General features: G+C 44.0%; 28 protein-coding genes. 21 read left to right on the top strand and 7 right to left on the bottom strand.

Features of this window, described 5'->3' with window-relative positions; translation table 11 throughout:
* The first annotated feature begins 4 nt into the window (after nucleotides 1-4).
* From gcvH to tsaB, 20 genes are all read left to right on the top strand, one after another.
* Nucleotides 5-385 carry a glycine cleavage system protein GcvH gene (gene gcvH, locus ABNE31_RS05640; RefSeq protein ID WP_127142292.1) on the top strand — a complete coding sequence of 127 codons (381 nt, stop codon included), beginning with the start codon at nucleotides 5-7 and terminating at the stop codon, nucleotides 383-385.
* Complete coding sequence (locus ABNE31_RS05645) at nucleotides 378-785, top strand: VanZ family protein (protein ID WP_349352680.1); 408 nt, start codon at nucleotides 378-380, stop codon at nucleotides 783-785. The genes gcvH and ABNE31_RS05645 overlap by 8 nt, the downstream gene beginning before the upstream one ends.
* 63 nt (nucleotides 786-848) lie before the next feature.
* Nucleotides 849-1,553 carry an energy transducer TonB gene (locus ABNE31_RS05650; protein WP_127142294.1) on the top strand — a complete coding sequence of 235 codons (705 nt, stop codon included), beginning with the start codon at nucleotides 849-851 and terminating at the stop codon, nucleotides 1,551-1,553.
* A gap of 158 nt (nucleotides 1,554-1,711) precedes the next feature.
* Nucleotides 1,712-2,614 carry a heme o synthase gene (gene cyoE / locus ABNE31_RS05655; protein ID WP_293284260.1) on the top strand — a complete coding sequence of 301 codons (903 nt, stop codon included), beginning with the start codon at nucleotides 1,712-1,714 and terminating at the stop codon, nucleotides 2,612-2,614.
* A gap of 2 nt (nucleotides 2,615-2,616) precedes the next feature.
* Nucleotides 2,617-3,198, top strand: a complete 582-nt coding sequence (locus ABNE31_RS05660; RefSeq protein WP_349352681.1) for a heme-copper oxidase subunit III — start codon at nucleotides 2,617-2,619, stop codon at nucleotides 3,196-3,198.
* Nucleotides 3,199-3,290: 92 nt separating this feature from the next.
* Nucleotides 3,291-4,268: a cytochrome c oxidase subunit 3 gene (locus tag ABNE31_RS05665; RefSeq protein ID WP_179383690.1), complete on the top strand. Its 978-nt coding sequence runs from the start codon at nucleotides 3,291-3,293 to the stop codon at nucleotides 4,266-4,268.
* Between the two features lie 15 nt (nucleotides 4,269-4,283).
* A complete protein-coding gene (locus tag ABNE31_RS05670) occupies nucleotides 4,284-4,667 on the top strand; it encodes a cytochrome C oxidase subunit IV family protein (RefSeq protein ID WP_179383691.1) in 384 nt (127 codons plus the stop codon).
* Nucleotides 4,668-4,737: 70 nt separating this feature from the next.
* Nucleotides 4,738-5,370 carry a hypothetical protein gene (locus ABNE31_RS05675; RefSeq protein ID WP_349352682.1) on the top strand — a complete coding sequence of 211 codons (633 nt, stop codon included), beginning with the start codon at nucleotides 4,738-4,740 and terminating at the stop codon, nucleotides 5,368-5,370.
* The gene (locus ABNE31_RS05680; protein WP_349352683.1) at nucleotides 5,351-6,094 is read left to right on the top strand and encodes an SCO family protein; all 744 of its coding nucleotides are present in this window, start codon (nucleotides 5,351-5,353) and stop codon (nucleotides 6,092-6,094) included. The genes ABNE31_RS05675 and ABNE31_RS05680 overlap by 20 nt, the downstream gene beginning before the upstream one ends.
* The gene (locus tag ABNE31_RS05685) at nucleotides 6,091-6,627 is read left to right on the top strand and encodes a DUF420 domain-containing protein (RefSeq protein ID WP_349352684.1); all 537 of its coding nucleotides are present in this window, start codon (nucleotides 6,091-6,093) and stop codon (nucleotides 6,625-6,627) included. The genes ABNE31_RS05680 and ABNE31_RS05685 overlap by 4 nt, the downstream gene beginning before the upstream one ends.
* Nucleotides 6,628-6,633: 6 nt before the next feature.
* Nucleotides 6,634-6,846, top strand: a complete 213-nt coding sequence (locus tag ABNE31_RS05690) for a hypothetical protein (protein ID WP_306013683.1) — start codon at nucleotides 6,634-6,636, stop codon at nucleotides 6,844-6,846.
* 103 nt (nucleotides 6,847-6,949) lie between these two features.
* Nucleotides 6,950-8,194 carry an ABC transporter permease gene (locus ABNE31_RS05695; RefSeq protein WP_293284270.1) on the top strand — a complete coding sequence of 415 codons (1,245 nt, stop codon included), beginning with the start codon at nucleotides 6,950-6,952 and terminating at the stop codon, nucleotides 8,192-8,194.
* A 10-nt stretch (nucleotides 8,195-8,204) separates the two neighbouring features.
* Nucleotides 8,205-9,461, top strand: coding sequence for an ABC transporter permease (locus tag ABNE31_RS05700; RefSeq protein ID WP_349352685.1), 1,257 nt, complete (start codon nucleotides 8,205-8,207; stop codon nucleotides 9,459-9,461).
* 33 nt (nucleotides 9,462-9,494) lie between these two features.
* On the top strand, nucleotides 9,495-10,595 hold the full coding sequence (locus ABNE31_RS05705; protein WP_179383698.1) for an efflux RND transporter periplasmic adaptor subunit: 1,101 nt from the start codon (nucleotides 9,495-9,497) through the stop codon (nucleotides 10,593-10,595).
* Between the two features lie 108 nt (nucleotides 10,596-10,703).
* A complete protein-coding gene (locus ABNE31_RS05710) occupies nucleotides 10,704-11,405 on the top strand; it encodes an ABC transporter ATP-binding protein (RefSeq protein ID WP_179383699.1) in 702 nt (233 codons plus the stop codon).
* Entirely contained in the window at nucleotides 11,398-12,627 is a 1,230-nt protein-coding gene (locus ABNE31_RS05715) for an ABC transporter permease (protein WP_349352686.1), read from the top strand. Before ABNE31_RS05710 ends, ABNE31_RS05715 begins: the two co-directional genes overlap by 8 nt.
* 2 nt (nucleotides 12,628-12,629) lie before the next feature.
* Complete coding sequence (locus ABNE31_RS05720; protein WP_349352687.1) at nucleotides 12,630-13,886, top strand: ABC transporter permease; 1,257 nt, start codon at nucleotides 12,630-12,632, stop codon at nucleotides 13,884-13,886.
* A gap of 39 nt (nucleotides 13,887-13,925) precedes the next feature.
* Nucleotides 13,926-15,044 (top strand): efflux RND transporter periplasmic adaptor subunit, encoded by a 1,119-nt coding sequence (locus ABNE31_RS05725; protein ID WP_179383702.1) that lies wholly within the window; start codon nucleotides 13,926-13,928, stop codon nucleotides 15,042-15,044.
* Nucleotides 15,045-15,084: 40 nt separating this feature from the next.
* Nucleotides 15,085-16,425, top strand: coding sequence for a TolC family protein (locus tag ABNE31_RS05730; protein WP_349353027.1), 1,341 nt, complete (start codon nucleotides 15,085-15,087; stop codon nucleotides 16,423-16,425).
* 16 nt (nucleotides 16,426-16,441) lie between these two features.
* Complete coding sequence (gene tsaB / locus ABNE31_RS05735; protein WP_349352688.1) at nucleotides 16,442-17,119, top strand: tRNA (adenosine(37)-N6)-threonylcarbamoyltransferase complex dimerization subunit type 1 TsaB; 678 nt, start codon at nucleotides 16,442-16,444, stop codon at nucleotides 17,117-17,119.
* On the opposite strand, the gene ABNE31_RS05740 is transcribed toward tsaB, so the two are convergent.
* From ABNE31_RS05740 to ABNE31_RS05765, 6 genes are all read right to left on the bottom strand, one after another.
* Nucleotides 17,116-17,943: a mechanosensitive ion channel family protein gene (locus tag ABNE31_RS05740; RefSeq protein ID WP_179383704.1), complete on the bottom strand. Its 828-nt coding sequence runs from the start codon at nucleotides 17,941-17,943 to the stop codon at nucleotides 17,116-17,118. The genes tsaB and ABNE31_RS05740 overlap by 4 nt on opposite strands.
* An 89-nt stretch (nucleotides 17,944-18,032) precedes the next feature.
* Nucleotides 18,033-18,815 (bottom strand): glycoside hydrolase family 76 protein, encoded by a 783-nt coding sequence (locus ABNE31_RS05745; RefSeq protein ID WP_349353028.1) that lies wholly within the window; start codon nucleotides 18,813-18,815, stop codon nucleotides 18,033-18,035.
* Nucleotide 18,816: 1 nt separating this feature from the next.
* Nucleotides 18,817-19,776: a DUF255 domain-containing protein gene (locus tag ABNE31_RS05750; RefSeq protein ID WP_349352689.1), complete on the bottom strand. Its 960-nt coding sequence runs from the start codon at nucleotides 19,774-19,776 to the stop codon at nucleotides 18,817-18,819.
* 35 nt (nucleotides 19,777-19,811) lie between these two features.
* Complete coding sequence (locus ABNE31_RS05755) at nucleotides 19,812-20,129, bottom strand: DUF255 domain-containing protein (RefSeq protein WP_349352690.1); 318 nt, start codon at nucleotides 20,127-20,129, stop codon at nucleotides 19,812-19,814.
* 66 nt (nucleotides 20,130-20,195) lie between these two features.
* Nucleotides 20,196-20,396 carry a dodecin family protein gene (locus tag ABNE31_RS05760; RefSeq protein WP_127136558.1) on the bottom strand — a complete coding sequence of 67 codons (201 nt, stop codon included), beginning with the start codon at nucleotides 20,394-20,396 and terminating at the stop codon, nucleotides 20,196-20,198.
* A gap of 71 nt (nucleotides 20,397-20,467) precedes the next feature.
* A complete protein-coding gene (locus tag ABNE31_RS05765) occupies nucleotides 20,468-21,364 on the bottom strand; it encodes a NifU family protein (RefSeq protein ID WP_179383706.1) in 897 nt (298 codons plus the stop codon).
* A gap of 124 nt (nucleotides 21,365-21,488) precedes the next feature.
* On the opposite strand from ABNE31_RS05765, the gene ABNE31_RS05770 reads away from it, so the two are divergent.
* Complete coding sequence (locus tag ABNE31_RS05770) at nucleotides 21,489-22,484, top strand: type IX secretion system membrane protein PorP/SprF (protein ID WP_179383707.1); 996 nt, start codon at nucleotides 21,489-21,491, stop codon at nucleotides 22,482-22,484.
* 94 nt (nucleotides 22,485-22,578) lie between these two features.
* Here ABNE31_RS05770 and ABNE31_RS05775 read toward each other — a convergent pair whose 3' ends face one another.
* The gene (locus ABNE31_RS05775; RefSeq protein WP_349352691.1) at nucleotides 22,579-23,751 is read right to left on the bottom strand and encodes a vWA domain-containing protein; all 1,173 of its coding nucleotides are present in this window, start codon (nucleotides 23,749-23,751) and stop codon (nucleotides 22,579-22,581) included.
* Between the last annotated feature and the right edge of the window lie 51 nt (nucleotides 23,752-23,802).

The following is a 23,802-nucleotide window of genomic DNA, read 5'->3' on the forward strand; positions in this document are numbered from 1 at the left end:
AGTAATGAACATACCATCAGAATTAAAGTACACCAAGGACCACGAGTGGGTCAAGATAGATGGAGATACCGCTACCGTAGGAATCACGGATTTTGCCCAAAGTGAATTGGGTGACATTGTTTATGTGGAAGTGGAGACTTTGGACGAAACCTTGGACAAAGAGGAAGTGTTTGGAACTGTGGAAGCTGTTAAAACCGTTTCCGATTTGTTTTTGCCACTAAGTGGGGAAATCGTGGAGTTCAATGAGTCCTTGGAAGACGAACCTGAAAAGGTGAATACCGACCCTTATGGTGATGGATGGATGATCAAAATTAAAATAAGTGACCCTTCGGAGGTCGACGGTCTGATGAGTGCCGACGACTACAAGGAATTGATCGGTGCGTAAAACAATTGGATATACCTTATTATTTATAAGCTGGGTAGTGGTCATCACCATGCTCAGCTTATTTTCTTTCCCAGCCATGGACTTGGACCCGGGGAGTTTTAATGTTCCCTATGCCGATAAAATCACCCACTTTATATTCTATTTGGTGTTCGCCTTTGTAGGATGCATGAGTGTAAGGGAAAGAACCATGGGAAACCTTGGTCTGGTCAAAACCACTAGGATTGTTTTGGTTTTGGCCATTATATATGGTATACTTATTGAGATATTACAGTACACACTGACCACAGATCGTATGGCCGAGTTGGGCGATGTTTTTGCAAATACATTGGGAGCATTTGCAGGAATAGGACTAATTCGGTGGGTTTTTTCCAAGAAAAACCCGTTAAAATGGAAATTTTAATTGTTTATTTAACCAATTAATAATTAAATTAGCAAACACTAAATTTAGAAAAGGAGAAAAAGGATGGAACCAAAAAAGAACCCGAAAGCAGACGTAGGAAGAAACAGTACCCTGTACTTTGTTATAGGATTGGCTGCTGTTTTGGCATTGGTCTACGGAGCCATGGAGTGGAAAAAGTACGACAAGGCCAATAACTACGACATTTCGATGAATGTTGAAGATCAGTTGGACGAAGAAGTGCCGATGACAGAGCAGATAAAGACTCCACCGCCACCACCGCCACCTGCTGCCCCCGAAGTTATCGAGGTTGTAGAGGATGAAGAAGAAGTGGAAGAGACCGTAATCGAGTCTACCGAAACAAGCCAAGAAGAAGAAGTTATAGAAATCGAAGAGGTTGAAGTGGAAGAAGTGGAAGAAGACATTTCCGTACCCTTCGCCGTAATTGAGGATGTGCCTGTTTTTCCAGGTTGTGAGAACGCCAAGGATAAAAAGGCATGTTTCCAAGAAATGATGCAGAACCACATTCGTAAAAACTTCCGCTACCCAGAAATCGCCCAAGAAATGGGAGTTCAAGGTAGGGTTAGTGTTATTTTTGTGATTCAGAAAGATGGAAGCATCGGTAACATTAGAATGCGTGGTCCAGATAAAAACTTGGAAGCCGAGGCAAGAAGAATCATTGAAAAATTGCCAAAGATGACCCCTGGAAAACAACGAGGTCGTCCGGTTAAAGTGCCATTCAGTATTCCAATTACCTTTAAGTTGCAATAAAACTTTATAAATTCCTGTTGAGGCAGGAATGGAAAAAGCCCGAACAGTTTGCTGTTCGGGCTTTTTTTTTGTTCAATTGCTATAAGAATCATAAAACGTGAGCTTTGGTTGCAAAAGATAGGCTCTGGCGTTATCTTTGCCAGCCAATATAGTTGTGGATGAAGTCTGCCGTAGGTTCCGTAAAAAATAACACGCTTTCCTTACTATTTTCCGATTTTAAGGAGATTACCAAGGCCAAGTTGGCCGTTAGCGTGGTGTTCTCTTCCATTGCAGGATATCTCTTGGGGGCCTATCAGATTGATTTGTTGTCTCTCTTATTACTGATGTTCGGAGGATATTGCATGGTGGGTGCATCCAATGCCTATAACCAAATTATAGAGCGGGATTTGGATGCCCTTATGAAACGCACCCGAAATAGGCCCATACCCTCTGGCCGAATGTCGGTACGGACCGCGTTGGTGGTTGCCATTTTAATGACGGTTCTCGGCGTGCTGTCCCTTTTGGCACTTAGTCCGAAGACAGCCATGTTCGGTGCCATATCCCTTTTCTTGTATACCAGTGTGTACACGCCCCTAAAAACGAAATCGCCTCTTGCGGTTTTTGTGGGAGCCTTCCCCGGGGCTATACCCTTTATGTTGGGATGGGTGGCCGCCACGGACGATTTTGGCATAGAGCCTGGCACCTTGTTCATGATTCAATTTTTTTGGCAGTTTCCCCATTTCTGGGCATTGGGCTGGATGTTGGATGAGGACTACAAGCAAGCTGGATTTAAAATGTTGCCCACAGGGAACAAGGATAAAGGAACCGCATTGCAAATCATTCTATATACCATTTGGATGATCGTGATTTCCATTATCCCCGTTTTCGGATTCACGGGAAGATTGCATCTCTCCATACCTGCAGCCGTCATTGTATTGCTATCTGGTTTGGTGATGTTGTTCTTCGCTTTCAAACTGTATGAAAACCGGGACAATGCCTCGGCAAGAAAGTTGATGTTGGCCAGCGTCACCTACATATCATTGATTCAAGTTGTATACGTAATAGATAAGTTTATAAGTTAATAATGGATTTAACCCAAGGAACAGCAAAGGAAAAGAACAGAAGGGCAAAGAAAATGATGCTCTGGTTCGGTATTGTGAGTTTGATCATGGGCTTCGCTGGTTGGACCAGTGCCTATATTGTCAGCAGCAAACGGGAGGATTGGGTAAGCGATTTGGATTTGCCAAGCGCCTTCTACATTAGTACGGCAATCATAGTTTTGAGCAGCATTACCTATTTATTGGCAAAAAAGGCTGTCTCAAAGGACAATCAAAAAATGGGAACCCTCTTCTTGGTGGTCACATTTGTCCTGGGGATTGCGTTTATATCCCTCCAGTTTGTCGGGTTTTCCCAGATGCTGGAAAATGGATATTATTTTACGGGTCCAACGAGCAATATTAAGATGTCCTACGTATTTTTGTTGGCAGCAGTGCACATTGCCCACGTAGTGGCAGGTCTCATATCACTTTCGGTGGTATTGGTGCAGCAACTCAGAAATAAGTATACCCCGGAAAATATGTTGGGATTGGAGCTTGGCGCCACTTTCTGGCATTTTTTGGATTTTATTTGGGTATATCTAATTCTATTTATGTATTTCGTGAAATAAAACTTGTTTGGAGCAGTTTTCACTCAAGTTTGTCTTTTACAATACATCAAAAAATGTAAATTTGTGAAAGTTTTAATAAAACGACCTTTTTTATGGATGCAACGGTAAGTACCGGTACAGAAGACAGCGTTTGGGGAGGCGGAAATCAGCCCCTAGGTGCTAGCTATGGAAAAATGATGATGTGGTTCTTTATCATGTCGGATGCCTTGACCTTTTCTGGGTTTTTGGTAGCGTATGGTTTCTCTAGATTTAAGTTCATTGAACAGTGGCCCATAGCCGATGAAGTGTTCACCCACTTTCCGTTCTTGCATGGTGTAGAAGCGCCCATGTACTACGTAGCCTTTATGACCTTTATTCTGATTATGTCTTCCGTAACCATGGTATTGGCCGTGGATGCAGGGCACAAGATGAAACAAAAAAGTGTCATTCTTTATATGTTCCTGACCATTATTGGTGGTGCCATCTTCGTTGGTTCACAGGCTTGGGAATGGGCAACCTTTATCAAGGGGGATTACGGAGCGGTTGAGACCAACTCAGGTAGAATCCTTCAGTTTGTAAATGCCGAAACCGGTAAGAGAGCAGCATTGGCGGATTTTGCAAAAACCTTACCAGAGGAAAGGGTAAAACACGAGGCCAGCGAGGGAATTTGGTATCAATCAGAGGGATATAGAACGTCCTACTCCTTAAACGAAGTTGTGGAAGGATTCAAGGCAACCCCCAATATTCTGATCCGCACCGAAATATTGAACGAAGAAGGCGAAAAAACAGTTTTGGATAGAAAGCAATCCTTGGCGAAAATATTGGAAGCCAATCAAGTGGTGGAAGGTGCCAATTTGATCCATAACGAATACGGACACCGACTGTTTGCCGATTTCTTTTTCTTTATCACCGGATTCCACGGCTTTCACGTATTCTCGGGCGTAGTGATCAACATTATCATCTTTTTTAATGTGATTTTGGGAACCTACGAACGCAGAGGCCACTATGAGATGGTAGAAAAGGTTGGACTGTACTGGCACTTTGTGGATTTGGTATGGGTATTCGTATTTACATTCTTTTACTTGGTATAAAAACATTGATTATAAATGGCACACGAACATAAACTTGAGATTTTTAGAGGACTGGTAAAATTTAAGTCGAATACCCAAAAGATTTGGGGCGTACTTATCTTCCTTTCCATTGTGACCGCCATTGAGGTGGCATTGGGTATTGTTAAGCCAGCGTTTTTAACGGACAACTACTTCCTTGGGATGAAGTTGCTCAACTGGATTTTCATTATCCTCACATTAGTAAAGGCCTATTACATTGCATGGGACTTTATGCACCTAAGGGATGAAAAAACTTCATTGAGAAGGGTAATTGTTTGGGTCCCTGTTTTCCTTATCTGTTATTTGATATTCATTTTGCTTTTCGAGGCGGATTATATCCATAACGTTTTCACAGAAGGATTCGTGACTTGGGACTTCTAAACAAGTATTTAACAAATTTAAAAGACGGTTTTCCAACCGTCTTTTTTTATTTTTGTATGGCTGAAATACTATGAAAAAGAAAATAGTTTTAGGGATACTTTTTATACTCCCCGTGGTGGTTTATCTCTTTTTTGCTTCCGGAGTGAATAACTTTGGCCGCCTGCCCATTCTTACCGAAAATGTGATGGATGTTTCCCAAATGGACCCGACGCATCAAATGAAAGGCAGGATAACGGTTCTTGGTTTTTTTGGTACGGACATCGGGGCCATGCAAGGGAACGCCTTTAACCTGAACCAAAAAATTTACAAAAGATTTGGGGAGTTCAACGATTTTCAAATGGTGATGGTGGTGCCAAAAGGCAAACAGGAGCAAGTGGAAGAATTGAAGGCGGAATTGGGCAAACTCTCCAATGTGGATAAATGGTACTTCGCCTACGGTTCAGAAGCGGAGATCAAGAGTCTTTTTAGCTCCTTGGACAGCAATATTGAATTGGACAACCAGTTGTCCACCCCCTATGTATTTATTATCGACAAAGACCTAAAGCTAAGGGGTAGAACGGATGATGAGGATGAAGGGACCAAATATGGGTTCGACACCTCGTCCGTTGCGGAACTGAATAACAAAATGGTCGACGATGTCAAGATTATCTTGGCAGAATATCGTTTGGCCTTAAAAAAGAACAATGCCGACAGGATCAAATAGTAAGAAGAAGTATACGTATATCTGGGTATCCGCCATCATATTGATTTTCGGGACCTTTGCGGTCTACGAAATCACAAAACGGGTAAAAGGTGGTACAGTGGTCGAGAACGACCGTATGAGCAGTATTTCCAAGAACAAGAAAGTAGGTTTTGTGGTCAATCAAGGGGAAAAACGCAAGGTGCCCGATTTTGAGTTCTATAATCAAGATAGTGTCCTGATCAGTAATAAGGATTATCTGGGAAAAGTGTACGTAGTCGAGTTTTTCTTTACCACTTGCCCTACGATTTGCCCCATTATGACCAAGAACTTGGTAGAATTGCAGGAAACCTTCAAGGACAGTGAAGATTTTGGCGTAGCCTCATTTACCATCAACCCAAGATATGACACGCCCACCGTACTGACCGCGTATGCCAACAAATTCGGAATCACGGATAAGGACTGGCATTTGATGACTGGTGATAAGGACAAAATATACGAATTGGCCCAGCAAGGATTCTACATTTTTGCAAACGAGGACCAAGAGGCGCCAGGCGGCTTTGAGCACTCTGGGATGTTCGCGTTGGTTGACAAAAATGGGTATATTCGTTCGCGGGAAGATGAGTTTGGTAACCCATTGATCTATTATCGTGGAACCATAACCGAGGAGCAAGGAGTCAACTCTGATGGAGAGACCCAGCAGATAAGCATTTTGAAAGAGGACATTAAAAAACTATTGGCAGAATGACCGATGAACTTACCCTAAAGGAAAAACGGTTCAACAAATGGATTACCGTTATCTCCATTGCAATCCCCCTGGTGGTTGCCCTATTGTTCGGATATAAAATTCCCGATGCAGAACCCTTGTCATTTCTTCCGCCGGTCTACGCGGGCATAAATGGACTTACCGCCATTCTTTTAATTGTAGCGGTCATAGCCATAAAAAATGGTAAGAAAGGGACGCATCAAAAATTAATGACCACTTGCATAGTGCTTTCAGCCTTGTTTTTGGTAATGTATGTAGCCTATCACATGACATCGGAATCGACCGTTTTTGGTGGTGAGGGCCCGATCAAATACATCTACTATTTTATATTGATGACCCACATTGTGCTATCCATTGCCGTAATACCGTTGGTGCTCATCACCTATTCCAAAGTGTATTTGGATGATTTTGAAAGCCATAGGCAATGGGCAAAGTTTACATTTCCTATTTGGCTCTATGTGGCAGTAACCGGGGTTTTGGTCTATCTGATGATTTCACCTTATTATCCCTATTGATTTGTTATGAAAACACGATTCTTCCTCATCATTATCCTTCTATTGGCACTCCCTACCGTAGCGGATGCCCAGTGCGCTATGTGTCGCGCAGTGGTGGAAAGTGAGGCCGATGGCAGAACGGCCGAAGGTATCAACAATGGTATCGTGTATTTGATGGCGGTGCCTTATGTGCTGGTAGCCGGACTTTTCTACTTCATTTACCGAAAAATGCGGGCCTAACCCGCTCTATTCCCATAAATTTCGACCCGAACTGTAACATTTTGCGACTTTGATTGTCTTATAGATATACGCTTAGGCGTTCATCAATCAAAATCACTGACCTATGTTCGACTTGGAGCGGTGGCAAGAAATATTTGACACCATACGAAAGAACAAACTACGTACCTTTTTGACCGGTCTCTCCGTAGCCTCCGGTATCTTTATTTTGGTCATTCTTTTGGGATTTGGGCAAGGCATGCGCAATGGTATCGAAAACGAATTCAAACAAGATGCCTCCACCAGCGTATGGGTATGGCCTGGAGTGACTTCAAAGGAATACAAAGGACTCAATCCCGGAAGGCGCATTCAGCTGGTCAACGAAAATTACGACAAGGCCAGTGCCATGTTCAACGATGATATTGAGTACAGCTCTGGAAGGATATTTGTTCGGGGCGTCAGCGTGAACTACGGAAAGGAAGCCTTGATTTATGGCGTCCAAGGTGTAGGGTCCGACTTTCAATTTATTGATAATGCCCAAATGGCCGAGGGAAGGTTCATTAATTACCAAGATGAAATTTCCAATGGAAAAGTGGCCGTCATCGGGAACAAAATAAAGAAAGATGTTTTTGGCAACGTCGAAACGCCTATCGGGGAGTTTATCGATATCTCTGGCATTCCTTTTAAAATTGTTGGCGTCTTTAAAGAAATGCGCGAGCGGGAAGAAGAGAATATATTCATACCCATTTCTACGGCGCAACGCACTTTTAATGGTGGCAACAGAATCAATAATATGTCCTTTACCTTGCCTCCGGTGGATAATTTTGATGCTGCGGTGGCCCAGGCAGTAAATTTTAAGGATGACCTAAAACAATACCTACAGCAGACCCATACGGTGGCTCCAGACGATACAGGTGCTATTGAGGTATGGAGCGCCATGGAAGAGGCCAAACGTTACTACGGCCTTACCAATAATATAAAACTGTTTTTCTGGTTCGTGGGCGTATGCACCATTATCGCTGGGGTGGTTGGGGTAAGCAATATTATGATGATTGTAGTGAAGGAGCGTACCCGCGAGATAGGAATTCGAAAAGCCTTGGGTGCCAAGCCATGGTCAATCATTGCCATGATTCTGCATGAGGCTATTTTTGTGACCGCAATTTCGGGCTTTGGTGGACTAATCTTCAGCATGGCATTGTTGGAACTTGTAGGTCCCCATATCGAAGTGGACTACATCATGAACCCTTCCGTCAATTTCAATGTGGCCTTTTCTACCGTAATTGTGCTCATCGTGGCTGGAACCTTGGCCGGTTTTGTGCCCGCGTACCGCGCTGCAAAAGTAAAAGTAATCGAATCCTTGAGGGACGAATAACCTAACCGATATGTTCAATAAAGATAGATGGCGTGAAATTATAGAGGTGCTCACCACCAATGTGTGGCGTACCATTTTTACGGCCTTTGGTGTTTGCTGGGGCATCTTTATCCTTATCGTACTGTTGGCGGCCGGCAAGGGTTTGGAAAATGGTATCAAACAGGATTTTGGGAACATTGCCACCAACACCATGTTTATGTGGACCCGTGCCACCACCAAGGGCCACGAGGGCTTGCCCAAGGGGCGACGTTTTGAGTTTAAGATAGGCGATGTGCAGGCATTGCGGGACAATGTGCCCAACCTTAGGTTTATCTCACCGCGGAATCAATTAGGTGGGTTTGGCGGTAATAATAATGTGGTGCGCGGTACCCGAACCGGAGCGTTCAATGTGTATGGGGATTATCCGGAAATTATCAATCAGGATCCCATGACAGTTACCTCGGGCCGGTTTTTGAATTATAACGACATCAAGGAAAAAAGAAAAGTGGCCATTATAGGTCAGGGGGTAAAGAACGACCTCTATGATAAGGACGAGGAGGCACTGGGCACCTACATCAAGATACAGGGAGTCAACTTTATGGTCATCGGTACTTATAAAAAGAACACCAGTGATGGGGGCGAAGAGGGCCAAAAGGAGATTTTCGTGCCTTTTACCTCTTTTTCTCAGGCATTCAACCGCGGAGAGGATGTAGGTTGGATGGCGATTACGGCGAACGATGGTAGCTCCATCTCCCAACTAAAGGATAAGATTGTGGATGTTATGAAAAAACGCCACAAAGTCCATCCTGAAGATACCCGTGCCGTCGGTTACTTTGATCTGTACGAGCAATACAATCGTGTGGAGAGCCTCTTCGGAGCATTAAAAGGAGTCGCCTACATTGTGGGCATCATGGTGCTGCTGTCCGGAATTATTGGGGTAAGCAATATAATGCTCATCGTGGTAAAGGAGCGTACCAAGGAAATTGGTATCCGAAGGGCTTTGGGAGAACAGCCATGGTCCATTAAAAAGCAAATTTTAATGGAGTCCATTTTCCTGACCCTGATCTCGGGGATGGTAGGGATTATTTTTGGCTCGTTGGTCATTTTTGGTATCAACTCACTATTGGATAGCGTAGGGCCCGTGGATATGTTCATGAATCCAAGTGTAAGCGTGGGCGTGGTAACGGGTGCTCTCACCATCTTGATGGTATCAGGGCTTCTGGCCGGGTTCATTCCTGCACAGAGCGCCATAAAGGTCCGGCCTATTGAAGCATTGCGAACAGAATAAAAAATAAGAATCAATCAATTAACAATACGTAAAATGAAAAAATCGGTAACCATTGTCATCTTGTTGCTCATCGTAATAGTGTTCGGTGGCTCCATGTACTATCTCTATCAAAAAAATGCGGAAGACCCTGTGGTGTACGAAACCGAAACACCGTCCAAACAGACCATTGTGAAAAAGGCCGTGGCTACGGGAAGCATCCTTCCTTTGGAAGAGGTATTGATCAAACCTAATATTTCGGGCGTAATCGAGGAAATCTATGTGGAAGGTGGCGATTACGTCAAATCTGGTGATCTGTTGGCAAAAATCAAGGTAGTGCCCAATCTTTCTGCACTCAATGATGCCAAGAACGCCATTAACGAGGCCAAAATCAATTTGGACGATCAAAAACGGAACTACGAGCGCCAATCCAATCTATTTGGCAAGGGCGTTATCCCAAAAGCGGACCTGGAAAGGGCGGAAGTGTCCTACGACCAGGCCAAGCAAGCCTATGCCGCGGCCAATCAGCGATATGATATTGTAAAGACGGGTACCACCAGCGGTTTGAGCAATTCGGCCAATACCTTGATACGTGCCACCGTAAGCGGAATGGTTTTGGAAGTGCCCGTGGAAGTGGGCAATCAGGTCATCGAAAGCAATACCTTTAATGAGGGTACCACGATTGCAGCCATAGCCGATGTTGACAAAATGATCTTCGAAGGAAAGGTAGACGAATCGGAGGTGGGGAAAATCAAGGAAGACCTTCCCTTGGAAATTACGGTAGGTGCCATTGAAAACCGAGTGTTCAACGCTGTGCTCGACTATATTGCTCCTAAAGGCAAGGAGGAAAATGGAGCCATTCAGTTTGAGATCAAAGGAACCCTCAGGAAGAATGATACCGTTTTTATTCGCGCTGGACTAAGTGCAAACGCTTCCATTATTTTGGCAAGGGCCGATAGCGTGTTGGCCGTAAAGGAGGCCTTGGTGCAATTTGATGATGAGACCAAAAAACCGTATGTTGAAGTGGAAACAGCCGACCAGCAATTCGAAAGGAAAGAGGTGGAGCTTGGCGTGAGCGATGGCATATTCGTAGAGGTCAAGTCAGGTTTGGGAGCCAGTGACAAGGTCAAGGTATGGAACGCATTGGCCAAGGAATAGGCATTAAAAACCACCCTTTCGAAAAAAAAGTAAAAAATCTTGTAACATTTTAACAACTTTAATGTCTTACTTGCAGAGGTAAACGTAAGATAGCTAACATCATCAATCATGATAGAAATCAAAGATCTTCATAAATCCTATAAAATGGGAAGCAATTCCCTTCATGTTTTAAAGGGAATCAATTTTAAAGTAGAGGAAGGCGAACTTGTGGCCATTATGGGATCTTCGGGATCAGGTAAATCCACCTTGTTGAACATTTTGGGAATGCTGGACGGAGCCGACTCAGGGGAGTACACCTTGGATGGCGTGCCAATCAAAAATCTGAGCGAGACCAAGGCAGCCCAATACCGAAACAAATTCTTGGGATTCATATTCCAGTCATTTAATCTAATCAACTATAAGAGCGCTTTGGAGAACGTTGCCCTTCCGTTGTACTACCAAAAGGTACCCAGAAGGGAGCGACAAGAAAAAGCCATGCAATATTTGGAGCGCGTAGGACTAAAACCATGGGCAGGACATTTGCCCAGTGAGCTTTCCGGAGGTCAAAAACAAAGGGTGGCCATTGCCCGTGCCATGGCTGCTGAACCCAAAGTCCTTTTGGCGGATGAGCCCACCGGTGCTTTGGACAGTAAAACGTCTTACGAAGTAATGGACCTTATCCAAAAAATTAACGACGACGGAAACACCATTTTGGTGGTAACCCACGAAGAAGATATTGCCCACATGTGCAAACGTATTGTGCACCTAAAGGATGGGGTAATTGTGGAAGATAAAAAAGTAGAACAAGTAAGAGCGGAACAGTATGTTTGATCGCGACGTTTGGCAGGAAATTTTCAACACGCTGAAGACCAATAAGCTGAGAACCTTTTTGACAGGTTTCTCTGTGGGGTGGGCCATCTTTATTTTGGTAATGCTCCTTGCCTCTGTGAACGGCATGGAAAATGGTTTTTACAACCAGTTCAACGATGACGCTACCAATTCCATCTTTGTTCGCCCAGGAACCACATCCAAAGCATACGGCGGTTTTGAGGAAGGTAGACGAATACAAATGAAGAATGATGATTTGGAATACATCACGCAAAGTTTTCCCAACGATGTTGAGTTTATAAGCGCAAGATATTATGCCAATGCAACAGCAAGATATAAGGATGAGACAGGATCGTACTCCGTCCAGGCCGTCCACCCCGATCATCAGGCTATAGAAAAAACCTTGGTAATGGAAGGTAGGTATATCAACGAGGCCGATATTGTGAATAAGGCCAAGGTGGCCGTTATCGGGAGAAAAGTTGCTGAAGACCTCTTTAAGGACGAAGACCCTTTAGGGAAATTTGTGGAGTTCAATGGATTGCCGTTCAGGGTCATTGGAATCTTTACCGATGATGGGGACGACAATGCTGAGAGAATGATTTATGCTCCCATAAGTACCTATCAAAGAATATATGGGAATACCAATAATATAAATATGATTGCCCTGACTTATAATCCAACCTATGATATTTCTACGTCATTGGAGTTTTCGGAGCGATTGGAAACCTTAATGAAACGCCGTTACAAAATAGCTCCTGAAGACCAAGCTGGACTTTATGTTTGGAACTATGCCGAGGCTTATGATAACATTAGCAGTTTTACCGCGGTGCTCAAAGCTATTGGTATTGGTGTTGGATTTTTGATCTTGGTTGCTGGAATCGTGGGTATCGGTAACATTATGGTATTTACCATCAAGGAGCGAACCAAGGAAATCGGGGTGCGAAAAGCATTGGGTGCCAGACCGCGCCAGATTATAAATTTGGTGTTGTTGGAATCTGTTTTCATCACGGCCATCTCTGGTTTCGTGGGATTGGCTTTTGCTTGGATGATTCTGGCTGCCATAGGACCTATGATAGAAGCACCCGCTTTCAGTAACCCATCCGTAAGCCTTTCGGTAGTGGTTACGGCCACTATCATATTGATCATTGCAGGAGTATTGGCTGGCTTGTTGCCGGCTATGAAGGCCGCAAACGTTAAACCCATTGTTGCACTAAGTGATAAATAGTTATGTGGTTATTTGATAAAGACTTGTGGATAGAAATTTTTCATACCCTGGGCAAGAACATGTTCAGGACCTTTTTGACCATGTTGGGGGTTATCTTCGCTATGATCATCTTGGTGCTGTTGTTGGGTTCTGCCAACGGGATGAGCAACGGGTTCAACAAACTTTTTGCCGGTACAGCTTCAAATAGCTTGTTTGTTTGGGGTCAATCCACCTCCGAACCCTATAAGGGCTTTGAGCGTGGAAGAAGAATCCGATACAAGTTGGAGGATGCGGACATCCTGAAAAGACAGATTCCTGAAATCGAAGTCCTTGCCCCACGTATTGAGTTGGCTAGCCATAGAGGTACCGTGAGTGTCTACCGAAACGGACGTACTAGTGGTTCTGCGGTCTATGGGGATTACCCTGAAATTGACAATATCACCAAAAAGAAGTTGGTGGAAGGCCGGTTTTTAAACCAGACCGATATTCAGGATTCCAAAAAAGTCTGTGTCATAGGGGAAGAAACCTATAAGCTCCTTTTCGACAAAGGGGAAAAAGCAATTGGCGAGGAAATCCGTATCAATGGGGTATATTTTAGCGTAGTGGGCATCTATAAACCCAACAACAACATCAATATTGATGGTGAGAACGCGGTGTTCATCCCGTTCAGTACCTTTCAAAAAGCCTTTAATTCAGGCGATCGTATGGGGTGGATGGCCATTGCCGTTGAAGAGAATACGCCTGTGCCGTTTGTGGAGGCCCAAATCAAAAGCATTTTAAAAGCCAAATACGATATACATCCGGATGACGAACGTGCCATAGGCAGCTTCGATATGTCCGAAATATTCAACAATATTACCGGGTTTACCATGGTGCTCAAAGGGTTCTCATTTTTCGTAGGGATCTTTACCCTACTCGCGGGTGTCATCGCCATCAGTAATATCCTTTTGATCACGGTAAAGGAACGTACCCAGGAAATAGGCGTTCGTAGGGCACTAGGGGCAACCCCGGTCATTGTGAAGCGTCAGATTGTGGTAGAGGCCATTGTGTTGACTGCATTTGCTGGCTTGGTCGGTTTTGCCATCGCAGTAGGGGTATTGTCGGCGTTGGACGCCATGTTTGGCAGCGGGGATGATTTCCCGTTCGTGAAACCCATGATCAGTGTGCCGCAGTTCATCGTATCATTTATTTTAATGGTAGGTCTGAGCGTGCTCATTGGCCTATTGCCTGCCAACCGTGCAGTAAAAATTAAACCCATAGACGCATTAAGGGAAGAATAATCATCAATACAATTAAATAACGAAATCAAATAAGCAAGAATGAACAAGTATGTAAAGTACGGATTAATAGGGGTAGTGGTCATAGGTATTTTGGCCGCTGTAGTCTACTTTTTAAAGCAGAACAGTACTCCTGTAGAGCTGTATAAAACCGAAACAGCAGAAAAGAAGGACATTGTAAATAAAGTCATCGTAACCGGTAAAGTGATTCCCGAGGACGAGATCAACATCAAACCCCAAATTTCCGGAATCATTGATAAAATAATGCTGGAAGAAGGTGCCCAAGTAAAATCTGGAGACCTGATTGCCGTGATCAAGGTGGTTCCCAACGAACAATCGTTGAACCAAGCGGCCGGTAGGGTTCGAAACGCCGAGTTGGCACTGAACAATGCCAAATTGGAATATGACCGGAACAAAACTCTTTTTGACAAGGGTGTTATTTCCAATCAAGATTACAACAACTTAAAGCTGACTTACGAGCAAGCCCTGCAGGAGTTGAAAAACGCCCAGGCCGATTATCAAATTATTAGAAAAGGTTCTGCAGGAGGTTCTGCCAGTGCCAACACCAATATTAGGGCTACCGTATCTGGAACTATTTTGGAGATTCCGGTAAAAGAAGGGGATCAGGTAATCCAAAGTAACAACTTTAACGAAGGTACTACCATTGCTACCATAGCCGATATGTCCAAAATGATCTTTGAGGGAGAGGTGGACGAAGCCGAAGTAGGCAAGTTGAGCGTGGGCATGCCTTTGGAAATAAGTTTGGGAGCCTTGGAAGAGCAAAAGTTCGACGCCAAGTTAAAGTTCATCGCCCCAAAAGGTGTTGAGGAAGAAGGTGCCGTTCAATTTAAGATAGAAGGTGATCTTGACGTAACGCCTAGTGATAGTACCTCATACGTACGTGCCGGATATAGTGCCAATGCTTCCATTGTATTGGAAGAGCGGAAGGACGTACTGTCTATTAAAGAAGCATTGCTCCAGTTCGATAAGGAAACCGAGAAACCCTATGTAGAAGTACAGGTGGCCGAGAACGAGTTTGAACGCAGGGATTTGGAATTGGGTGTAAGCGACGGTATCGATGTAGAAATTGTATCGGGTATTACCGAGGATGACAAAATCAAGGTTTGGAACAAGTTGGAGAAGCGATCTGACGAAGAATAAGACAGGCCAACCAATATTAATGAGCAAAATCAAAAAACGAATGAAATCAAAAATTTCAATACTACTATTTTTTTGTGCCGTTTTTTCCATAAGCGCACAGGTCAAGAAATGGACATTGGAAGAATGTGTCACCTATGCTGTTGAGAACAACCTCACCATTGAGCAGTTTGAGCTGGATTTGGAAAATGCGAAAATCGACAAATCCGATGCATTGGGAAATTTATTGCCCAACTTGACTGCCAATACCAACATTTCTGGAAATACGGGTCTTATTCTAGATCCTACCACCAACCAGTTGGTAACGGGGACCATCCTTTCCTCATCGGCGAATATAACCTCACAGGTAACCCTTTTTGACGGTTTGCGAAACATCAACCGTTTAAATCGTGCCAAGTTGAATGCGATATCCAATCAATACCGTTTGGACGATCTTAAGGACGATATTCGATTGAACGTAGCAAACGCCTATTTACAGGTTATTAGCAATAAGGAGGCCCTTAAAGTTTCGGAAGCACAACTTAAGGTTACCGAGCAGGATATGAATCGAACCAAGGAGTTGGTGGAATCTGGAGTGGTGCCGAGGGGAGATTTGTTGGAAATCGAAGCAACCGCAGCGAGCCAAGAACAGCAAGTAATCAATAATGAAGCCTTGGTGACCATCTCCAGGATCAATTTGGCACAACTACTACAGATTACCGACTATGATAACTTCGATGTGGCCGATGAGTCTTTTGAAGTTCCACCTTCCGATATTTTGTCCAATTCCCCAAAATCCATCTTTGCAAAAGCCCTTGAATTCAGAAATGACATCAAATTGGCGGAGGCAAATATTGAGGTTGCGGAGAAGGATGTACAAATTGCGAAAGGGGCTTACTATCCAACGGTTGGTGCGTTCTTTAACTACAATACAAGGTATTCCGATCAAAACAGGGATCCGCTTACAGGTGAGTTCATTGGATTTATTGATCAGTTATGGATCAACGATGGTATTTCGTATGGCGCACAGTTAACCCTTCCCATTTTTAATGGTTGGAGTACTCGAAACAACGTGAAACGCGCTAAAATCGATTTGGACCGAGCCCAATTGCAAATGGAATCCACAAAATTGGAACTGGAAACAGCCATCAATCAGGCGTATGTGGATGTAAGGACGTTTTCAAAAGCCTATGAGGCGGCCCAAAAGACCCTTGAGGCCCGTGAAGTGGCGTATCAATATTCCAAGGACCGTTTCGATGTTGGACTTTTGAACGCTTTTGACTTTGGTCAGGCACAAGCCCGATTGGACGATGCGCGCGCCAATGTGATCCGTACCAAGTATGATTATATCTTTCGTTTGAAGATATTGGAGTTCTACTTTGGTATGCCAATCTCATTAAACTAGTATCTTTGTGGCCGCTATGGCCATACTACTACATTTAGAAACAGCGACCACCAATTGCTCCGTGGGCATTTCCAAGGATGACCAAGTTGTCGTCCTAAAAGAGAACAACGCGGTGAACTATTCACATTCAGAGCAATTGCACGTATTCATAAAAGAAGCCTTGAAAGAGGCTTCTTTGTCATTTATGGACCTTGATGCCGTAGTGGTAAGCAAAGGACCGGGTTCCTATACTGGGTTGCGCATTGGAGTATCCGCGGCCAAAGGCCTTTGTTTTTCTTTGGATGTTCCCTTGATTTCGACCCCGACCCTGCAAAATATGGCCCGCCAAGTAGACCTGCATCCGGGTGAATTGTTGATTCCTGTGCTGGATGCCAGGCGAATGGAAGTGTATTCCTGTGTGTATGACCATCGTTACCATGAAGTGCGGGAAACCCGTGCAGAGATTATCGATGAAGCTTCATTCGCCGATTATGTCAGCGAAAACAAGGTCCATATCGTGGGAAGTGGGGCGGAAAAATGTAGGGGTGTCTTGCAACACCCCAATTTTATCTTTAATCCTGATGTGGTACCATCTGCAAAGGAGATGGCCACTATTGCTTTTGAGAAGTTCAAGTCGCAACAATTTGAGGATGTGGCCTATTTTGAGCCATACTATCTCAAGGACTTTGTACTCCAGCAAAAGAAGAAAGGTTAATCCTCCATGGCTTTGTGCATCACCCGTTGCGGGAATGGAATTTCGATTCCTGCTGCATCAAAGCGCAGTTTAGTTTGTTCGATCACATCGAAATGTGCTGGCCAGAATACATCGTTGTTAGCCCAAAAACGTAGCGTTAGGTTTACCGAACTATCGGCCAATGCACCCACGTAAACTTCCGGTGCTGGCTCGGTATTGATGTTCGGGTTGTCCGCACAGATTTTCAATAATATTTCCTTGGCTTCCTTGATGTTGGACCCGTAGCCAATACCCACGTCAATTTTGTCCCTGCGGGTATCTTCCATATTGTAGTTCACAATGTTTCCGTTGGAAAGCTGTCCGTTTGGAATGATGGCAATCTGGTTGCCGAAGGTGCTCAATTTGGTATTGAAAATGGAAATTTCCTTTACCGATCCGTCCACACCTTGGGCAGAAATCCAATCACCTACTTTAAATGGTTTAAAGATGAGTATGAGCACTCCTCCCGCAAAATTGGCCAAAGAGCCTTGAAGGGCCAAACCAATAGCCAAACCTGCTGCACCAACGATAGCGACCAAGGATGAGGTTTTAACGCCCAGTTGGGTAATGACCAGGACAAAGAGCAATGCCTTTAGAACAATGCTGATAAAGCTTTGTAAGAAAGACTCCAAGGTTTCATCGTAATCTTTTTTCGCGAAAAAGCGGCGGACCATCCGATTGAAAAATTTGATGACCCAAAGACCAATAAAAAAGGTGATGATGGCCGTAATAAGGCTCGGTAAAATGCTTATGGCCCATTCCATGGCCTGATCAATGTAATCTTGGTAATTCTCTAGTTCTTCCATAATGGTTTTTTGTTTAAATGGAAACGTAATTAATATTCAACTGAAATAAAAGAAAAGGTTTTTAAACAATTGTTAATCTTAAGACCCTTTTATAATTGCTCTAAAGCCTTTCCCGCGCTATCCACGGGGAGTTTACAGGCCCCTTCGATACAGACGTAAGTGAGTGTTCTTCCGGGTACATCCCTGTTTTTCAGCAATTCTAGATTCCCTTCACCCTTGGACCCTGCCAAAATGCTTTGGGGCAAGTAGGCTTGGGCAAGTTCCCTTCCCATGGTCCTGTAGTCTTCACCAATTACTGCAATTTCGTAGAAATTATGATTCTGGAACAGCACCAAATGCAACCAATTCGAAAAGCTTTGGGCTCTTCTGTCAAAGTCCTTTTGAACGTTTTTCAGCATTTGTTCGGACAAGCTGCCGTAACCTTCATCAGGGTAAAGTTTATGGAGTTTGAACAGATTGATGGCCATCATGGAGTTGGAAGAGGATATCACATTGTCGTCCACCTCAATGGTTCTTCGGATAAGGGATTGGTCTTCGTCAGAAGTATAAAAGAACATGCCCGAAGCTTTGTCAAAAAAGTGTTCCTTGGTATTGTCGAGCAATCGTTTGGCCAATCCGAGCCACTGTTCGTCAAAAGTGACCTCGTACAAGGCCACATAGGCGTCGATTACCGTTGCGTAATCATCCAAAAAGGCGTTGATGCTACTTTTTCCTTCTTTATGATTTCTGTAAAGCGAATTATCTTTTTTAACCATTTCCCGTTGAATGAAAGCTGCATTTTTTAGGGCAAGGTCCAAATAGGCCTCTTCCCCCAAATAACGATAAGCATCTACCAGTCCTTTCAGCATCAATCCGTTCCACGAGGTCAGGATTTTATCGTAGGCGGGGTTTTGAGCGTTTTTCCCTCTCCTTTTTTAAAACCGAAAGACTCTCATTAATGGTTGTCTTTAATTCAGATATTTTAATATTGAATTGCTCCGCAATTTCAAGATCACTTTTGTCCCGTATCAAAACATAGTTGTCCGCTTCCCAATGCCCGTAGGAATTGATGTTGAAATATGCCTTGAAGAGGTCATAATTCTTGCCCAAAAGTTTGGTGAGTTCGGCTTCGGTCCAAACATAATAGGCGCCTTCCTCCAGGTTGCCATGTTCATCGAGGCTGTCTGCGTCCAAGGAAGAATAAAATCCACCGCTGTTGTCCAAAAGCTCCTCTTGCACAAATTCCAAGGTACCGGTCACCACATCCTTGTACAATGGGTTTTGGGTGGCGGCGTAGGCTTTCGCATAAAGGCTTACGAGTTGGCCGTTGTCGTACAGCATTTTTTCAAAATGGGGCACGTGCCACTTCACATCTACTGCATATCGGGAAAACCCACAGCCCACATGATCGTAAATCCCGCCATAGGCCATACGCGTAAGGGTGGTGTCCACAAAGTCCATAATTTCTGGTTTTTGTGCAGTGGTGGCGTAGTGCAATAAAAAGTCCCAATTATTGGGCATCATAAATTTGGGTGCCTGCTTGTGCCCCCCCAAGAATGTATCGAAATACTGGGTCCAATTGTTCACCGCAGTGTCCAACTGTTCTTGGGAATACCGTTCACTATCGGTATCTGTTTCCACTAAGTTGATGGCATTTAGCCCATTGGCTAGGTCGGATGCATATCCTATTACTCTTGGTTTGTCCGTTTTGTAAAGCTCTACCAATTGTTCCAAGGATTTTATCCAATTTTCCTTGGGTACATAGGTGGCGCCCCAAAAAGGCCTTCCATCGGGAAGCGCGACAATATTGAGCGGCCACCCACCCTGACCGGATATCATTTGAATAGCATCCATATAAATCTGGTCTACATCAGGGCGTTCTTCGCGATCTATTTTTTATTGATGAAATTTTCGTTCATCACTTTGGCGACTGCCTCATCCTCAAAGCATTCCTCTTCCATAACGTGGCACCAGTGGCAAGCCGCATAACCGATACTGATCAACAAAGGTTTGTCCTCTTTTTGGGCTCTTTTTAGAACATCCGGATGCCATGCTTCCCAGTTGACTGGATTGTGCGCATGTTGGAGCAAATAGGGACTTGTCTCGTGGATGAGGGCGTTGGTATGTTTGTAGCTCACTTCTTCAGTTTTTGGTTTACAGCTCAGTACTACGGTTCCGATGAGTATGAAGAAAAGTACTTTTTTCATTATTAGGGCATTTTAACACATAAAAAAATGCGCCACTTTGGACGCATTACCGATCCTTTTAAGGAATTATTGTACTTCAAAGGTAATCTTAACGTTTACCCTGTAGTCGTCAATCTTTCCATCCTTTACTGTAGCACTTTGCTCATTAATGTAAATGGAGCGAATGTTTTTGACTGATTTTGAGGCTTGCTCCAGAGCTTTGTTGGTTGCGTCTTCCCAGCTTTTGCTGGAATTTGCCAATACTTCGATAACTTTTAAAACTGCCATGGTCAATATAATTTTTAGATTTCCTTTAAGATAGGAAAAATTGAACGGATTACAGGAGTGTTAACTGGAAATTACCCGTTTAGGGCAACGACTTCCTTGATTTTTTCGCCCATCATGTTCTTTAGCATGGTTTCGATACCGTTTTTAAGGGTGAAGGTGGAAGATGGACAACCACTGCACGCCCCCTGAAGGATAACGCTAACCGTTCCACTTTGCTCCTCATAGGATTGGAAAAGGATGTTTCCGCCATCGCTGGCCACGGCAGGCTTTACATATTCTTCCAAAATATCAATAATCTGCTGTGAGGTATCATCATACTGGGTCTGGGTGTTCTTTTGTTCCACCGTTTCCCTGCTTTTTTGAATGGCTTCGGCCGTCACCACTTCTTTGCCGTCCGCCAAGTAATCACGGATGAACTCACGCAACTGCATATTGATTTCTTCCCAATCGGCCACTTCGTATTTGGTGATGGAGACATAGTTTTCGTCCATAAATACCTCCTTCACAAAGGGCAGATGGAAAAGCTCTTTGGCCAACGGAGAGTCCTTGGCCTCATCAATATTTTTGAATTCGTAGGTTGAGGGAACAATACGCTTGTTGGAAACGAATTTCATCACCGCCGGGTTTGGCGTAACTTCGGCATATACTGTGATGGGTTGTTTTTTCTTTACATCCACCTCATTAACAATGGGTTCCCCCGCATTAAGGTATTCCACCAGCTGTTGGGCCACTTCGTCCTTAACATCGTCCCACTCCACAATATCAAAACGTTCCAAGGCCACAAAATTACTGGCTATGTAAACGGTTTTGACGAAAGGTAGATAGAAAAGCTGCTGTGCCAAAGGCGAATCTTTGGCCTCATCGATGTTCTTATATTCGTAGTTGCCCTTTACCAAAAAATGGTTGGCTTCCATTTTGATGATCTTGGGGTTGTTGGTAGGGACAACCGTAATATTGTACTCTTTCATCTTTTATCTTTTATGCAAAAATACCAATAGTTGGAATGCGCAGCAAAATATTATAATAATGTACGGTGCTTTCCGTTATCTTATTGTTTTATTGTATTCAACAACCATTAGCCCCAGTCGTCACATGAGACGTATCTTAACCTCAATTATAATCATCCTTTGTTTTGGGTCTACCATAAAGGCACAGGAGGGAATTCCGGTATATTTCGACTATTTATCGGACAATTATTATCTGGTGTATCCTTCAATGGCCGGTATTGCCGAGGGTACCAAGATTCGTCTTACGGCAAGGAAGCAATGGTTCAATGTAGATGAGGCACCGAGCTTACAAACGTTAAACATCAATTCGAGGGTAGGGGAGCGCAGTGGTATTGGGGGCATTCTATTTAATGATTCCAACGGTTACCACTCCCAAACGGGGTTCAAGGCCACCTATGCGCATCATTTGCAGCTTGGAGGTGATTTTCGTACGCTCAACCAGTTGTCTTTTGGTTTGAGTGCTGGCGTGATATTAAGCAGTCTGGACGAGACCGAGTTTAGATCGGTAATCCCCGATCCAGTGGTGACCGGGGTGAAGAATACGGCCAGTTACTTTAACATGGACCTTGGCGTTTCCTATAATTTATTTGAGTTTTACGCCCACGCCGCAATTTTGAACGTTTTGGGCAGTGGACGCGATTTATACACCTTGGCCGAGTTCGATAATTTGCGACGTTACCTCTTCTCCGTGGGCTATGTTTTTGGAAACACGACCCGAATAGAACCTTCCATATTGTTTCAGATGACGGAGTTTACCCGCGAAAAAACGGTGGATTTCAATGCCAAGGTGTACCGGGATGTGAGTTTTGGTACCGTATGGGCAGGGCTATCGTACCGTCGCAGTTTTGATGGTGCCCAATTCCAGACCAACGGCACGTTCGGAGAACAGCGCTTACAGTTGTTCACACCGATTATCGGCGTCAATGTGAATCGATTTATGTTTTCTTACAACTATTCGTACCAATCCGGTGATATCCGTTTTGATAACGGTGGGTTCCATCAAATCACCTTGGGGTACGACTTTGGCCAGAGCGATCAAGGAAAACGTTACGATTGCTATTGCCCCGCTGCCAACAATTAGAAAGGCTATCGCCAAATGTCAGTTCGAGCGCAGTCGAGAACTGCATAGGCACTCGACTGCGCTTGATTTGATAATTTTGATAAGGGAGCTGCTCCTAATTTTCCCACCGGTAATTTTTCTTGGAAGCCTGGGCCTTAATGGCAGATAGCATGGCATTTTCCAATTCTCCCGTCTCTTCTTTTTGATGTTCGGCGATATACGCTTCGCGTTTGGCATTGAGTTCCTGGATTTGTTTTTGGATGTCCTCCCGTTCCGCTTTCTTTTGATTGATGTAAGCCTTGATCTCCTTTTCGGATTTTCCTTGAAGTTCTGCTGGAAGCTCCTCATCCTCCAGTTCCGAAATAAAGGTCGCATCCGCTTCGGCAGCATCTACCAAGTCCCATTGTGAGTTCTTGTACAATCGGGAACTCTTGCTTACCGCGCGTTTTACCACTACGACTTCTTCCAAGGCGGCGGCATTGGCATCCTGGACGGATTGAAGCTCTTTTTTCTGCCTGCCCATGGCTCCGTAGGAAACATAGGTATTGTTCAGTTTAGAGTTCAATCGGATGATCACATCATCGTATGGCGTTGCGATATGCACCACTTGGCGATTATGGTCTATGGCCATGTATTCCCCACCGGTTAGGGTAGCTCCTTGTTTCCACATGGTGGAAATGCCCTGCTCGTAGTTGCCACAAAAAATGGTGTTGACTATGACATCCTTTTCCTTGGCATTGGCAGCCGCATCCTCAAAGTTGAGTTTTCCTTGGGTAAAGGGCTCATTGCCGGCAATAAAGATCATTTTAAGGTCATCGGCATTTTTGCCCCAATCCAATTGCTTTAGCGACGTATGGATAACTTGCCCGCAATATTCTTCCCCGCCGTTTGTGGTCAGTGAGAAAAGCTTTTCGGAGATTTCGTCCAAATCCTTGCTAAACCCTAGAACCTGCCTAATGTAGCCTTCTTGGGAAGAAAGATTGTCGTTGCCATACTCATACAAAGCAATTTGTAACGATGGCCGCAGATCATTGCCGCATTTGGCATGGGTGAATTCGTTCACAATGTCCCACAGTTGGGCCTTTGCTTGGTTAATTAGTCCGTCCATACTGTTACTGGTATCCAGCAAAAGTGCGATTTTAACGTATTGTTCCTTGGGTTGTGCTTCCGCATACCTAGTGGTCAAAGTAGTGGTTTCTTGGGTATGTGCCTTTAGGTTACAACCATAAGTTGTTCCTGTTAAGAGTACCAAAAAGGCTGAGCTTACCATCTGTTTAATATGTTTCATGATGCAATAATTTTAATGTTGAGGTAAATGTATCCGTAACATTTTCCAAAT

It is taken from the genome of Flagellimonas sp. MMG031, from assembly GCF_040112705.1.
Taxonomy (GTDB): domain Bacteria; phylum Bacteroidota; class Bacteroidia; order Flavobacteriales; family Flavobacteriaceae; genus Flagellimonas.